The sequence below is a fragment of the Erwinia sp. 2186 genome (assembly GCF_057812255.1).
Genome location: NZ_CM173824.1, coordinates 3,119,788 through 3,133,849, shown reverse-complemented (window position 1 = coordinate 3,133,849; position 14,062 = coordinate 3,119,788). Strand labels below are relative to the sequence as shown.

At 54.7% G+C, this 14,062-nt stretch carries 16 protein-coding genes; 4 read left to right on the top strand and 12 right to left on the bottom strand.

Annotation, left to right across the window (positions count from 1 at the left end):
* Positions 1-71: 71 nt before the first annotated feature.
* The 3 genes from ACXKZG_RS14535 to wrbA form a co-directional block, all read right to left on the bottom strand.
* On the bottom strand, positions 72-1,445 hold the full coding sequence (locus ACXKZG_RS14535; protein WP_488875067.1) for an NAD-dependent succinate-semialdehyde dehydrogenase: 1,374 nt from the start codon (positions 1,443-1,445) through the stop codon (positions 72-74).
* 172 nt (positions 1,446-1,617) lie between these two features.
* Positions 1,618-1,848 (bottom strand): YccJ family protein, encoded by a 231-nt coding sequence (locus ACXKZG_RS14530; RefSeq protein ID WP_013201581.1) that lies wholly within the window; start codon positions 1,846-1,848, stop codon positions 1,618-1,620.
* A 19-nt stretch (positions 1,849-1,867) separates the two neighbouring features.
* The gene (wrbA, locus tag ACXKZG_RS14525; RefSeq protein WP_013201582.1) at positions 1,868-2,467 is read right to left on the bottom strand and encodes an NAD(P)H:quinone oxidoreductase; all 600 of its coding nucleotides are present in this window, start codon (positions 2,465-2,467) and stop codon (positions 1,868-1,870) included.
* Between the two features lie 363 nt (positions 2,468-2,830).
* Between wrbA and ACXKZG_RS14520 the strand changes: the two genes are divergently transcribed.
* Positions 2,831-3,019 (top strand): con-10 family general stress protein, encoded by a 189-nt coding sequence (locus ACXKZG_RS14520; RefSeq protein WP_071822109.1) that lies wholly within the window; start codon positions 2,831-2,833, stop codon positions 3,017-3,019.
* Between the two features lie 103 nt (positions 3,020-3,122).
* Positions 3,123-4,043 (top strand): DMT family transporter, encoded by a 921-nt coding sequence (locus ACXKZG_RS14515; RefSeq protein ID WP_488875066.1) that lies wholly within the window; start codon positions 3,123-3,125, stop codon positions 4,041-4,043.
* A gap of 1 nt (position 4,044) precedes the next feature.
* On the opposite strand, the gene rutG is transcribed toward ACXKZG_RS14515, so the two are convergent.
* From rutG to rutA, 7 genes are read right to left on the bottom strand one after another with little or no spacing between them, the layout of a single operon-like run.
* The gene (gene rutG, locus ACXKZG_RS14510) at positions 4,045-5,373 is read right to left on the bottom strand and encodes a pyrimidine utilization transport protein G (protein ID WP_013201584.1); all 1,329 of its coding nucleotides are present in this window, start codon (positions 5,371-5,373) and stop codon (positions 4,045-4,047) included.
* A gap of 47 nt (positions 5,374-5,420) precedes the next feature.
* Positions 5,421-5,945 (bottom strand): NADH-dependent FMN reductase RutF, encoded by a 525-nt coding sequence (rutF, locus tag ACXKZG_RS14505; RefSeq protein WP_013201585.1) that lies wholly within the window; start codon positions 5,943-5,945, stop codon positions 5,421-5,423.
* Positions 5,946-5,955: 10 nt separating this feature from the next.
* Complete coding sequence (locus ACXKZG_RS14500) at positions 5,956-6,546, bottom strand: malonic semialdehyde reductase (RefSeq protein ID WP_488875065.1); 591 nt, start codon at positions 6,544-6,546, stop codon at positions 5,956-5,958.
* On the bottom strand, positions 6,531-7,352 hold the full coding sequence (gene rutD / locus ACXKZG_RS14495) for a pyrimidine utilization protein D (RefSeq protein ID WP_488875064.1): 822 nt from the start codon (positions 7,350-7,352) through the stop codon (positions 6,531-6,533). The genes ACXKZG_RS14500 and rutD overlap by 16 nt, the downstream gene beginning before the upstream one ends.
* An 11-nt stretch (positions 7,353-7,363) precedes the next feature.
* The gene (rutC, locus tag ACXKZG_RS14490) at positions 7,364-7,750 is read right to left on the bottom strand and encodes a pyrimidine utilization protein C (RefSeq protein WP_013201588.1); all 387 of its coding nucleotides are present in this window, start codon (positions 7,748-7,750) and stop codon (positions 7,364-7,366) included.
* A 26-nt stretch (positions 7,751-7,776) separates the two neighbouring features.
* On the bottom strand, positions 7,777-8,523 hold the full coding sequence (gene rutB, locus ACXKZG_RS14485) for a pyrimidine utilization protein B (protein WP_013201589.1): 747 nt from the start codon (positions 8,521-8,523) through the stop codon (positions 7,777-7,779).
* Positions 8,523-9,614, bottom strand: a complete 1,092-nt coding sequence (gene rutA, locus ACXKZG_RS14480; RefSeq protein WP_013201590.1) for a pyrimidine utilization protein A — start codon at positions 9,612-9,614, stop codon at positions 8,523-8,525. Before rutA ends, rutB begins: the two co-directional genes overlap by 1 nt.
* A 279-nt stretch (positions 9,615-9,893) precedes the next feature.
* Between rutA and rutR the strand changes: the two genes are divergently transcribed.
* Positions 9,894-10,559 (top strand): HTH-type transcriptional regulator RutR, encoded by a 666-nt coding sequence (rutR, locus tag ACXKZG_RS14475; RefSeq protein WP_013201591.1) that lies wholly within the window; start codon positions 9,894-9,896, stop codon positions 10,557-10,559.
* 35 nt (positions 10,560-10,594) lie between these two features.
* On the opposite strand, the gene cycA is transcribed toward rutR, so the two are convergent.
* Entirely contained in the window at positions 10,595-11,989 is a 1,395-nt protein-coding gene (cycA, locus tag ACXKZG_RS14470; RefSeq protein WP_346566077.1) for a D-serine/D-alanine/glycine transporter, read from the bottom strand.
* Between the two features lie 206 nt (positions 11,990-12,195).
* On the opposite strand from cycA, the gene ACXKZG_RS14465 reads away from it, so the two are divergent.
* A complete protein-coding gene (locus ACXKZG_RS14465; protein WP_488875063.1) occupies positions 12,196-12,894 on the top strand; it encodes an extensin-like domain-containing protein in 699 nt (232 codons plus the stop codon).
* Here ACXKZG_RS14465 and ACXKZG_RS14460 read toward each other — a convergent pair.
* Positions 12,891-13,457 carry a DUF4396 domain-containing protein gene (locus tag ACXKZG_RS14460; protein ID WP_488875062.1) on the bottom strand — a complete coding sequence of 189 codons (567 nt, stop codon included), beginning with the start codon at positions 13,455-13,457 and terminating at the stop codon, positions 12,891-12,893. The genes ACXKZG_RS14465 and ACXKZG_RS14460 overlap by 4 nt on opposite strands.
* Between the last annotated feature and the right edge of the window lie 605 nt (positions 13,458-14,062).

The following is a 14,062-nucleotide window of genomic DNA, read 5'->3' as shown; positions in this document are numbered from 1 at the left end:
CTGATTCGCACGCAATAAAAAGGCCGACATTCACTGTCGGCCTTTTCTTTTTGGGCAGATGCCGTTAGCAATCAGTCACTGCTGACCACGACCAGTTTCTGGTTAACGAACTCTTTGATACCCAAATCAGACAGTTCACGACCATAGCCTGAACGTTTCACGCCGCCAAATGGCAACTCGGCCGACGTATCGCTGGCGGAATTGATATACACCATGCCGGTTTCGATTCGTGAAGCCAGTTTTTTGGCACGGGCAATATCTTTGCTAAATACCGCACCACCCAGACCATAGTGAGAATCGTTGGCGAGATTAACCACTTCTTCGTCATCCTTCACCACGTAAACCTGCGCGACCGGGCCAAAGAACTCTTCAAAATAGGCCGGATTATCACGGGTGATACCGGAGAGGATAGTGGGCTCGTAGAAGCAGCCTTCACCGGCAACCACTTTACCGCCGATATGCAGTTTGGCGCCTTTAGACACCGCCTGCTCAACTTGTTTCACCAGCGTATCGCGTGCCGTGGAGGAAGATAGCGGGCCTAGCGTGGTGCTTTCATCCAGCGGATCGCCAATCTTCACGTCACGGAAAGCCTGGGTGAATTTTTCGAAGAAGGCATCTGCCACTTTTTCATGCACGATAAAACGTTTAGCTGCGGTACACACCTGACCACAGTTGCTGAGACGGGCACCGACGCCAGCCTTCACGGCCTTATCAAGGTCACAGTCATCCAGCACCACAAAGACGTCATTACCGCCGAGTTCCAGCGTGGTCTTTTTCAGGTATTTACCGGCTTGTTGTGCCACGGCACTCCCGGCACGTTCAGAGCCGGTCAGCGCAGCACCCTGAACACGATCGTCAGCAATCAGTGAGGCAACCTGATCGTTGCTGATAAACAGGTTAGTCCAGGCACCTTTTGGCGCACCGGCCTCGGTCACCAGCTCTTCGAACAGCGTGGCGCAATGAGGGACATTGGCGGCATGTTTTGCCAGCACCGGGTTACCGGCGGCCAGATTCGGCGCCAGTACGCGCATTAGCTGATAGAACGGGAAGTTCCAGGGCTCAACGGCAACCAGCACCCCAATAGGGTGATTTTCCACCCAGGCTTCGCCCAGCTCGCTTGGATAACGGGTAGGGGCAAGGAAGCGTTCAGCATTTTCGGCGTAATAACGGGCAATCTGCGCGCAAAGCTGCACTTCGCCGCGACTCTGATTGATCAGTTTCCCCATTTCAACACTGGCCGTTTTTGCCAGTTCTTCAACGCGAGCGTCAATCAGGTCAGCCATTTTTTTCAGCACCTGCAGACGCGGTTGGATATCGCCTTTGGACCAGCTGGAATGATAAAGGTCATCCGCGGTCTTTAACGCCTGTTCAACCTGCTGGTCATTGTGATCGGTCCAGGTTTTGACAAGCTTATTACTGGCGGGATTAATTGTCTGATAAGACATACTGCACTCCTTTTCGAGTAATCGGCCTGGCGGTCAGGCTAATGAATATGGCATTAAGCCTGGTAGAAAAACGATGGTTTCACAACGTGAGTAGTTAGTGGTTTCGGACGTTTCTGAGGGCGTAAAACAATAAAAAGGGCGGATAAATCCGCCCCGAATACCGATTTTGGTGCTAAACGTTTTTTCGCTCGACGACTTTGTTATCCCAGGTCAGCACGTCCTGATCGGTTTTCTCAAAGGCCCTGAGCAGCACTTCGTCACTGCCTTGCTGCTCCCAGATGCCTTCGGCAAGTTTCTCATCGTAGTTAGCCACTTCAAAAATGGCCTCCGCAATTTCCGGAGAGGTGCTGCGCAGGCTTGCCCACTCGCCTACATGATGAGCTTTCGATTGTTGCGTTGCCATAATAGTCTCCTGATTGAGGTTATCCGTTCAGTTTTACTGCCAGGCCGGCGACATATTCACCCTGATAACGGGCAATATTCAGCTCTTCTTCGCTGGGTTGTCGCGAACCGTCACCGCCGGCAATGGTTGTGGCGCCATAAGGCGTACCGCCACGCACCTGCGATATATCAAAGAGTTCTTTGGTGCCATAACCAATCGGCACGATCACCATGCCGTGGTGGGCGAGGGTGGTCCAGGTCGAAGTGATGGTCTGTTCCTGTCCGCCACCGGTACCCGTTGAGGCAAAGACGCTGGCCAGCTTGCCGTACAGCGCACCTGATGCCCAAAGGCCACCCGTGCGGTCAAGGAAGGTACGCATCTGACCGGCCATATTACCGAAGCGGGTTGGGGTGCCGAGCAATATGGCATCATATTGCGGCAGTTCTTCCGGGGTCGCTTCCGCTGCCGACTGCTGCGTTTTACCGCCCACCTGGGCGAAGCGTTCTGCGTCCATGGTTTCAGGTACGCGCTTGATTGTCACTTCCGCTCCGCTAACCCGACCTGCGCCTTCTGCAACCGCATTGGCCATGGTTTCGATATGTCCGTACATGGAGTAATAGAGCACCAGAATCTTTGCCATTTGTTCCCTCGTCGACTGGTTGTTGGATGATTGGGGTCAAAATCAGGCCCTGAAGGCAATCAGGAAAGTATAGAAGAGCCTGACGGGTCATGCAGAAGGAAGCGGTCCTTTTGCTTAAAACGCGCGCAATGCGGGTGGCGGGATGGACATAAAGATTAGCGTCAATAATGCAATAATTCAGGCTGTTTAAAGGAATTTGCCGTTTTGTGAGCCGTGCTCAGGCGTTTTTTTCACCACTTCAGGCTTGATAATCTATGCTTAGTAACGCGGCCGGGAGTGTTCTCTCCCCGATTGCCGTCACGGAAGGCCTGAAGGCTAATCGTGATAAAGCAGTATGATGGCTTAACTATTCGGAGGTAAGAAATGGCAGAACATCGTGGTGGATCTGGAAATTTCGCTGAAGACCGTAAAAGAGCATCAGAAGCAGGTCGCAAAGGCGGCAAAGTCAGCGGAGGGAATTTTAAAAATGACCCTCAACGTGCTTCACAGGCTGGCGAAAAGGGGGGACGCAATAGCCGTGGCAGTCGGACTAAAACCGATTCCGAAGCTTAGCCTCGCCTGAAACCGTCGGGTCTTTCCCCGGCGGTTACGTCACAGAGTTGACCACTGCGTTCCCTCCCGGCACACTAGCGCCAAATTCTCAACCGAGCCTGCTATGTCTGCCTTACTTTCCCGCTATAAACTGTCGTTTACCCCACAAGAGATTGTGCTGGTCCTGATTACCATGATCTGGGGCGGAACTTTTCTGGCAGTCCATCATGCGATGACCGTAAGCGGGCCATTTTTCTTTGTCGGCACCCGATTTGCCACTGCCGCGCTGGTGCTGGGCGCGATTTCATGGCGTTCGTTGCGCGGCATCACCTGGGCTGAAATCAAAGCCGGGACATTAATCGGCATCGCCATTGGCTGTGGGTATGGCTTACAGACCTATGGCATGCAAACCATCAGTAGCAGTAAATCCGCCTTTATTACCGCAATGTATGTGCCGCTGGTGCCGCTACTGCAATGGCTTTTCCTGGGACGCTTGCCCGGCCTGATGTCGTGGATCGGCGTGGCGCTGGCATTCACCGGTCTGATGTTGTTGGCGGGGCCGGACGGAGATTCGCTGGCATTTGGCGCCGGTGAAATTGCCACCTTAATGAGCACGCTGGCAATTGCCGCTGAAATCATTTTGATCAGCGCCAGTGCCGGCAAAGTGGATGTCAAACGCGTCACGATCATCCAGCTGGCGGGCGCTTCACTGCTGGCGTTCGCGCTGATGGTCCCCAATGGTGAATCGGTACCGCCGTTTTCGCCCTATCTGCTGTTCAGCGCCATTGGTCTGGGGCTGGCCAGTGCGTTAATACAGGTGACGATGAACTGGGCGCAGCGCAGCGTGTCGCCAACGCGTGCCACGGTGATTTATGCCGGTGAGCCGGTGTGGGCGGGGATCGTTGGTCGGGTTGCCGGTGAGCGTTTGCCTGGCGCGGCACTGATTGGCGGCGCACTGATCGTCGTCGGCGTGCTGGTCAGTGAGTTGAAGCTGAAGCGCAAAAAAAGGCGAAGGTTGACCCTTCGCCTGATAAAGCGGAAGTGAATTAATTGTCCTGATGCACGACGTCGTTGCTGTTAAGCACGGCAGCTTTACGACGCGTCAGGATAGCGTTGAGGATAATCGCGCCAAAGGTCGCCGTCCCGATCCCGCCCATGGTGAAGTTACCGATCTTCAGGGCAAAGTCTCCGGCACCCAGTACCAGCGTGACCGCCACCATAATCAGGTTGTTGTTCTGCCCAAGATCGACGTTGTTCTGCACCCAAATCCTCGCACCCGCTACGGCAATCAAACCAAATACCACGATGGATGCACCGCCGATCACCGGGCCTGGGATGGTGTGAATTAACGCGCCGAACTTCGGCGAGAATCCTAACAGGATGGCAATCACCGCTGCCGCAACAAACACCAGGGTGGAATACACCTTGGTTACCGCCATCACGCCAATATTCTCAGCATAGGTGGTGACACCGCTGCCGCCCACGCCACCGGAAAGCATGGTGGCCAGGCCATCACCGACAAAGGCTCTGCCCATATACGGATCGAGGTTTTTGCCCGTCATCCCCGCCACCGCTTTGATATGCCCGAGGTTTTCAGCCACCAGGATCACCGCCACCGGCGCAATCAGGAACATCGCATGGCTGTCGAAAATGGGTGAGGTGGTGGTCGGGAAGCCCAGCCACGGCACGGCAGCCATCAGGCTAAAATCGATCGGTTTACCCAGCCCGAGCCCGTTGGTCAGCACGGCATAGATGGCACAGGCGACAATGAGGCCGACGAGGATCAGCAGCCGTTGCACCATGCCGCGGGTAAATACCGCCACAATACCGATACAGAGCACGGTCATCACCGCCATCCAGCTATCGAACATCGATGAGGAGACGCTGCGTACCGCAATCGGCGCGAGGTTCAGGCCAATCGCCATCACCACGGCGCCGGTCACCACCGGCGGCATCAGCTTCTCAATCCAGCGGGTGCCCACTTTCATCACCACAAAGCCAATCAGCGTATAGACCAGGCCGCAGGCAATAATGCCGCCCAGCGCCACGCCAAGGTTAGGGTTGATGCCCTGACCATTGAACCCCGTCACCGCAATCACCACGCCCACGAACGCGGCGCTCGACCCAAGATAACTGGGCACGCGTCCGCCCGTGATCAGGAAGAACAGCAGCGTGCCGACGCCCGACATCAGAATCGACAGATTGGGATCTAATCCCATCAGCAATGGCATCAGAACCGTGGCACCAAACATCGCGACCGCGTGCTGAAGCCCCATAATTACCGTTTGTCCCAGCGGCAGGGTTTCATCCGGTGCCACTAACCCTTGCGCTGATGCGGACTGCTTACGCCATACAGGAAACCAGGAACTCGCCATCGTCTTCTCCAGAGAAGTGAATAAAGCATTGCCCGCCGTCGGCGGTATCAGGCTTCCTGCCGCAGTAAATGGTGATAGCCGCGATCGAAATAGATCAGGCCGTGAGTTTCATCGTTACAGACTAATGCCTGGGCTTCGCAGACCAGCACATCATGGGTACCGACACTCATCACCTGGGTGATTTTGCAATCAAACGACGCCACCGCGCCGGCCAGAATCGGCGAGCCGGTCACCAGCGTCGACCATTCGGCCGCGATAAAGCGTTCTGCCATTGGCGTTTTACCGCCAAACAGGTTGGATAACGATTCATGTCCCGCAGCCAGCGTGTTAACGCAGAGCTGCTGATTGGTTTTGAACACCTCATACACGGACGCCGAGCGATTCAGACACACCAGCAGGGTTGGCGGCGTATCGGTCACACTGCACACCGCGGAGGCGGTAAAGCCTGCGCGACCGGCGGGGCCGTCGGTGGTGATAATATTGACGGCCGCACCCAGGCGCGCCATCGCATTGCGAAAATCTTGTTTTTCTACGCCCGACGTTACCGCGGGCGACAGGGTCGCCAGAGACATGATCGTTTCCTTACTCGAGGGTGCAGGCTTCTGCAAATGAGAGACGTGGCAGGCGCGCATACACTTTGCTGGCATCGCCATAGCCGATGTTGATAAGCAGATTGCTTTTCCAGCCACTTTCCGCAAAGAACGCCGCATCAACCGCCGCACGATCGAAGCCAGACATCGGGCCGGTGTCTAAGCCCATCGCGCGACAGGCGGTGATCAGGTAAGCCGCCTGCAGCGAGCTGTTGCGAAATGCGGTCTCTTCCGCCAGCGCCGGGCTGCTGGTGAACCAGGATTTGGCGTCGGCATGTGGGAAGAGTTGTGGCAGCTGGTCAAAGAACGCCGGATCCCAGGCGACGATCGCCGTCACCGGCGCGCTCAGGGTTTTTTCCAGATTGCCGCTGGAGAGCGTTGGCTTCAGCCTGGCTTTGCCTTCCTCACTGCGGATAAAACAGAAGCGCGCAGGGCTGCAGTTCGCCGAGGTTGGACCCATCTTTAACAAGTCATACAGCTGGTGGATTTGCGCGTCGGTAACCGGACGATCCCGCCAGCCATTGTGCGTCCGTGCTGCGGTAAACAACGTCTCTAACGCGAGGGAATTCAGGGCTTCTGCCATATCAGCTCCAGTTCAGCAGGGGATGAGGCCGGGGTATTGCTCAGCCAGTTCAGTAACAGTGGATTGAAGGTACTGCTGTCGGTGACGCTCATCGCATGACCGCCCCAGGCCATTTTTTCCAGCGTGGCGTTTGGCAACGCCTCCAGCAGGGTTTGCGAGCAGGTCCAGGGCACCAACAGATCGTCCTGTGAACAGATCAACAGCACCGGCTGGGCGATCTGGCCGGCAAGTTCGGTGAAATCGCAGGCCATCAATGCGTTCAGACGGCGCAGCAAGTTTTCTGTCCCCTGAAAATGTGCGGCGTGCAGCGCATCTTCAGCTTCGATACGTGCCTGATTATCTGCCAGCCAGTCGGCAGGATAGAGAAACAGGGGCTGTGCGCGAACATAGGATTCAACGCCGACATTGAGCAGCAGCTCCTGTCGAACGGTGAAGCAGCGGCGGGTATGCGCATTCAGCCTGAGCCAGCCATTAACAATCACCAGCCTTCCGACGCGTTGTGGAAAGTCCACCGCCAACTGCATCGCCACCATACCGCCCAGCGCATGGCCAATGACGTCATAGCTTTTGATCCCCAGAGCCGCCAGCTCGTGAGCCAGTTCAGCCGCCATATCGCCCATGCTGTAGCCTGCCGGCAGCGTGTCGGGACTGCGCCCGGTGCCACGCTGGTCATACACCACCACCCGATAGTGTTCACGCAGTGCGTTTAGCTGCGGCAACCAGAAGTTAGCCAGGCCGCCTAACCCGGCAGAAAGCACCAGCGTTCTGGCCTGAGGATCGGTCGATCCTGAGAGCTCAATATGCATGTCTTCCTCCGCTACTTACCGATATGGGCAACGCTGGCGATCTCGATCAGTGCATCGGGTTTCACCAGACCACACTGAATGCAGAAACGCGCCGGTTTTTCGCCAGGGAAATATTCGGCATACACGCTGTTCACCGCCGCGTAGTTGCTCCAGTCGGTGATGAAAATCGAGTTAAAGGTCACGTCGTCCAGGGTGCCGCCCGCGGTTTCAATCACGCTTTTAATGGTTTCCAGCACATGGCGGGTTTGCGCGGCGGCATCGCCGACGTGCACCACGTTATTGTCTTTATCAAAGGGCAATGTGCCCGAGACATACACCACGCCATCGGCCAGCGTGCCGGGGACGAACGGCGCTATCGGCACGCTGGTTCCCGGTGGGGTAATAATGGTTTTCGGCATTGCGCACTCTCCAGTCAGGTCAGATTTCAGGCCGTTTGTTGTTGCGGCACGGCTTCGGTTTGCAGGGCGGAGCAAAAGGTCGAAACATCAGACACCCAGCCGAAAAACGTCTCAATATTGAAGATGGCGGCCTGCTGGGCGAAGAGCGGACCGGCCTGATAGGTGGCGTCTTCCAGTACAATGCCGAAATACTCCAGGAAGAAACCATCGCGCAACGTTGATTCAACGCAGACGTTAGTGGCGATGCCGGTAAATACCAGATGGCGAATGCCACGGCTGCGCAACATGCTGTCTAACGCGGTATTGAAGAAGCCGCTGTAGCGTGGCTTCGGCAGCACGATATCGCCGGGTTGCGGGACAAGCTGATCGACCAGATCATAATCCCAGCCGCCTTTCGCCAGCAGCTTGCCTTCCAGTTCAGGATTCTGGCGCATGGTTTTCAGCGCGTTGGATTTGTGCCAGTTAGGCGAGCCTGGGCCACCGGCTTCAACATACCGATCGTCCCAACCGTTCTGGAACCAGATAATTAGAATGCCGGCTTCACGGGCGGCTTTCACCGCCACGTTGATGTTATCGATCACCGGGCGGGTAGCGGACACATCAAATCCCGCCAGATCCAGGTAGCCGCCGGTGGTGGCGTAAGCATTCTGCATATCCACCACGATTAAAGCGGTCTGCTCGGGTGGAAAGGCAATGGGCTCCGGCCGCGCGGGCAGGGTAATGCAGTTTTTAGTCGACGCTGTTGTGCACACTACCGGCTCTTTACTGCTCATTACGCAACCTCCTTCGCGGCTTCAATGATATCGGTACGGCACTGCATCAGCGGTTGGATGCGTTGGCCAAATTTCTCAATGCCTTGTAAAAAATCATCAAACGTCAGCAACACGCCCTGGGTTCCCTCAACGGTCGCGACTTCATCCAGCATGCGTGCCACGTTGGCATAAGAGCCGACCAGCGTACCCATATTGATATTGACGGCGGACGTCGGGTCGGCCATCTGGCGTACATTGGTGTCGCTGCCCGACGTTTTATCCTGTTGGCTTTGTGTGGTCAGCCACGAAAGCGCGTCTTCGTCTGCGCCGGCTTTATAGTGTTCCCACTTCGCCCGGGCGGCTTCGTCGGTTTCATCGGCAATGATCATAAACAAAACGAAAGATCCGACATCACGGCCCACTTCATCGGCGGCTTTTTTCATACGGGTGGCGGTTGGGGCGAAGGCGGTTGGGGTATTCACGCCCTTGCCAAAGCAGAAGTTGTAGTCAGCATGTTTCGCTGAGAACGCCATACCGGCATCGCTTTGGCCGGCACAGATCACCTTGACCGGCTTCTGCGGTTGCGGGCTGAGGCGACAATCGTTCATGGTGAAGAACTCACCTTTCAGATCGGATTTGCCGGTGCCCCACAGATCTTTCAACACCGAGACGTATTCGGTCAGATAGTCATAGCGACGGGCGAAGTATTCATCCCCAGGCCAGATACCCATCTGATCGTATTCCGGTTTCTGCCAGCCGGTCACCAGGTTCACCCCGAAGCGGCCGTTAGAAATGGAATCAACCGTGGAAGCCATGCGCGCCACAATGGCCGGCGGCAGCGTCAGCGTGGCCGCCGTGGCATAGATTTCGATGCGCGAAGTGACGGCAGCGAGGCCAGCCATCAGGGTGAAGGATTCAAGGTTATGATCCCAGAACTCGGTCTTGCCGCCAAAGCCACGCAGTTTGATCATCGACAGCGCAAAGTCGAAGTGATAATGCTCGGCTTTCTGCACAATCGCTTTATTCAGTTCAAAGGTCGGCATGTATTGCGGCGCGTTGGTGGAGATCAGCCAGCCGTTGTTGCCAATTGGGATAAAGACACCGATTTTCATTGGGATACCTCTGGGTGTGCGTTAGGGTAAAGTTGTGCGCTGCAATGCATCCTGCACTCTCCCTGAAGCGGCGCTTGTTGAGATAATTGCAAACGCTGTGCCAGTTTATAAAAGGTGCTAGTAATCAGTGTGTTGAAATATTTGTGTTAAATTTTTCTGGAGTGAATGGTCTAAAACAGACCATTTGGTCAAAATCAGGTGCACAAAAAGCAGGCATCGTGGTCAATTTAAGTGCATTAGGTCCGGGCGAGGGGTTTTGCTATCATCCCGGCACCCCACATGGAGTATGAGGTCTCAGTGAATTCTACAGATAAGACATCGGTGAAGGCGCCTACGCGCCGCTCACGTGCGGTAGCGGCGAAACGCACGGCGATCCTCACTGCGGCACTGGCGCTGTTTTCACAATTTGGCGTGCATGGCACCAGCCTGGATAAAGTGGCCGAAGGGGCTGACGTTTCTAAAACCAACCTGCTGTACTACTTCCCGTCGAAAGAGGCCCTCTATATTGCGGTGCTGAAGGACATTCTTGATGTCTGGCTGGCGCCACTGCGTGCGTTGCGGGAAGACCAGCAGCCCTTAGTGGCGATCAAGGACTACATCCGGCTTAAGCTTGAGGTGTCGCGCGATCATCCGCAGGCATCACGCCTGTTCTGCATGGAGATGCTTCAGGGCGCACCGTTGCTGAAAGGGGAGCTGGAAGGCGATCTGAAAGGGCTGGTGGATGAGAAATCTGCGGTGATTGAAGGCTGGATAAATCAGGGCAAACTGGCGGCTGTTGAACCGCATCATCTGATCTTTATGCTGTGGGCCACGACCCAACATTACGCCGATTTTTCAACTCAGATCGAAGCGGTGACCGGGCAGACGTTAAATGATGAAGGCTTTTTCAATCAGACGGTTGAAAACGTGCAGCGGATGGTGATCGAAGGGATTCGGGTTCGCTAAAAAATGGTGGGCCTGAGCGGCCCACCAGCATCACATTACGCCTGTTTTCTCTGGCGTAACCACCAGCCAATTCCCAGCAGAATAAACCAGATTGGCGTCACCATCAGCGCCTGACGGGTATCCTCCTGCAGCGTCAGCAGCACCAGCACAAACGCGAAGAACGCGATGCACACCCAGCACATAAACTTACCCATCGGCATTTTATAGCTGGACTCCGCATGCAGTTCAGGGCGCTTTTTGCGGTAAGCCAGGTATGAACAGAGAATAATCGTCCAGACAAACATAAACAGGATCGCTGACACGGTGGTGACCAGCGTGAACACCTGCATCACGTTCGGGATCAGGTAAATCAAGGCAACGCCGCCCAGCAGACACAGGCACGAGAAGAACAGACCGGTGGTCGGCACCGCCCGGCGGGAAAGCATGCCAAAGCGACGGTGTGCCACACCCTGTTGCGCCAGGCCATACAGCATACGGCTGGTGGAGAAGATGCCGCTGTTAGCGGACGACGCCGCCGAGGTCAGCACCACAAAGTTAACGATGCTGGCCGCAGCGGGTAAGCCAATCAGCATAAACATCTCAACGAACGGGCTGCGGTCAGCAACCACGCTGTTCCATGGCGTCACCGCCATGATCACCAGTAGCGCCAGCACGTAAAACATAATGATGCGCAGCGGAATGGCGTTTATTGCCCGCGGCAGAACCTTCTTCGGATCGTGGGTTTCAGCCGCCGCCGTTCCGACCAGCTCGATACCCACAAAGGCGAAGACGGCGATCTGGAAGCCCGCAAAGAAGCCGCTTAAGCCTTTCGGGAACATGCCGCCATGATCCCAGATATTGCTGATGGCTGCTTTGCCGCCGCCCGGTGAAGGGTAATGCATTGCCACCAGCACAATCCCGGTGGCAATCAGCGCAACGATGGCAACAATCTTGATGATGGCAAACCAAAACTCCATCTCGCCGAACAGTTTCACCGTCGCGATATTCAGCGACAGGAACACGGCGATACAGAGCAGGGCGCTCATCCATATAGAGAAATCGGGGAACCAGAGCTGGAAGTAGGAGCTGATGGCCACCACGTCGGCAATGCCGGTCACCACCCAACAGAACCAGTAGGTCCAGCCGGTGAAATAGCCGGCCCAGGGACCGAGCAGATCGGCGGCGAAATCACTGAACGACTTATACTCAAGGTTTGACAGCAGCAGCTCGCCCATGGCGCGCATAACGAAAAACAGCATAAAGCCGATAATCATATACACAAAAATGATCGACGGACCGGCCAGACTGATGGTTTTACCGGAGCCCATAAACAGGCCGGTGCCGATGGCACCACCGATAGCGATGAGTTGGATATGACGATTGTGCAGGGTGCGCCGGAGCTCGCCCGGGGCTTCTTCATCGAGACGCGTCTCTTTTGGTTGGTCAACCATAACGTTTTCCTGTCCTTTACGTGATGTTATGTAAGCTCTGAAGGCTTTTACGGCGCAAAGCTTAACGTAAAAGCCCCGGAATGGCAGGTAAAGTTCGGTATAACCCGACCGATTGCACAAAAACGCCGCTACACTGTTTAATTCTGATTTCCGGGTGATCAAAGCCTGACGGATCTGCAGCTTAGGGCAGGGGGAAAACCGATAAAATGAAAGGATTGTTGATTGTTGGCGGCATTTTACTGCTGCTGGTGGCAATTACGCCCTGGTTTGCCAAAAATCTGCCTTCAGCCTGGAATCCCTTCACGCCGCTGCAAGTGACGGACTCACCCACATTTATCACCCGCTATAAGCTGCAACGCCTTGCGGGCGATCCGCAGGCGTGCCTCGCTGTGTTAGAACGGGCCCAACAACAGGGCTACCTCAGCTTCAGTCAACCCGCGCCCACTTCGGGCAGCTGTCCGTTACCTGCGCCGATCAGAGTGCAACGTTTTGGCGACGTAGGCCTGAGCGCCAGTTTTCTGGCCAGCTGTTCTTTGGCCGTCAGCAGCACGATGTTTGTCACGCAGACCGTCAAACCGCTCGCTGCGGCAGAGTTGGGGTCGCCACTGGTGCGTATCGACCATCTTGGCAGCTATGCCTGTCGGAATATCTATCATCGGGCGGAAGGAAGGTTAAGCGAGCATGCCACGGCCGATGCCCTTGATATGTCTGGCTTCAGGCTGGCAAACGGTCAGCAGATTGGCGTATTAAAAACCTGGCCTCGACAGGGGAATGACGCGCAGTGGCTGCACCAGATTTTTCAACAGAGCTGCCGATATTATGGCAATTCGATTGGTCCTGACTACAACGCGGCGCACGCAAATCATTTCCACCTTGGGATGCGCGGAAGGGGTTTTTGTCGCTAGATAACGGGTTTAAACCCACGTTGTAGCAGGAACTTATTCGCCGGCCATGCAAAGACGAAACCGATCATTAAGGCAATTTGCAGCATAAACCAGAAGCTCAGCAGGCGCGGTTCAATCTGGCCATGCAAAATAAAGCGAAACGCCAGTTCAAGGCAGAGAAACATCCCCGCCTGATAAACCATCAGCGAAAACACATCAGTTTTAATTGCCCGCCATAGCGCGCGAAATAGAGAGAAGCCTTCTATTTGTCTCAGGGCGAAAAATTGCAGCGCGACCCCAAAAATCAGCGACAGGATCAGCGACAGAATAGCGTGGGCGATCAACAAAGAGTGAAAAGGGATGTAGTTCAGCATTGAAATTATCGGAATCGCAACGATATCACCTAATACACAGCCGGCGGCACAGTGGCTGGTAGTGGAAAAAATTTGCTTTAACTCGGGTTGCTGCTTGCCTCGGGAGATGCGGAGTAAGGAGACCGAACGACTTTTCCGCGCAAAAAACCACCAGGCCAGCCAGCCAAAAAACGGCATATAAAGTCCGGTGATCGGCCACACCAGATTCATAATCCGCACCGGGTGCGGACGGCGTAGGATGTCTTTGATAATCATCAGGGAAGTACAAATGCCTAACAGGATAAACACCATCGCCAGTCTGTCTAACATCACTATTTCCTTACCGGTATAATGCGTCGAGGGAGGTTGGTTCTATTACATCCATTCAGCCAGTTAGATTATGGCTCTGCACCTGGCAAAAGCCAACGAGAGGTAAAGACTCATTTTAACGCAGTCAATCCCGCCGACAGACGGGTAAAACAGATTACGCTGATAAACCCTTTGGCGCATTAAGGTTATCATTCGTTTACTACAGCAATCTTTAACATTAAGCGGAAAGGCAAATATTCACCCTAAAAAATATAAATTTGTTTTATTTCATTGTGTTATTTGTTTTTACTATGGGTGGTAAAGGGCGGTTTAGGTGATTTAAATCGTCTAATCAGTAAAATGTTAGCAGGAATTATTAATCTTAGCAGGGTCAAAATTATTGAATATTTCCAGGAAAAATCCTATTCTAATTAGGTTAATGAGTTCGCGGGATGAGGCCTGTTTTTCGCGCTGCATAGGGAAAGTAAAGGCTCTTTTACCGTTCTTTATAAATTTAATTGACTGGA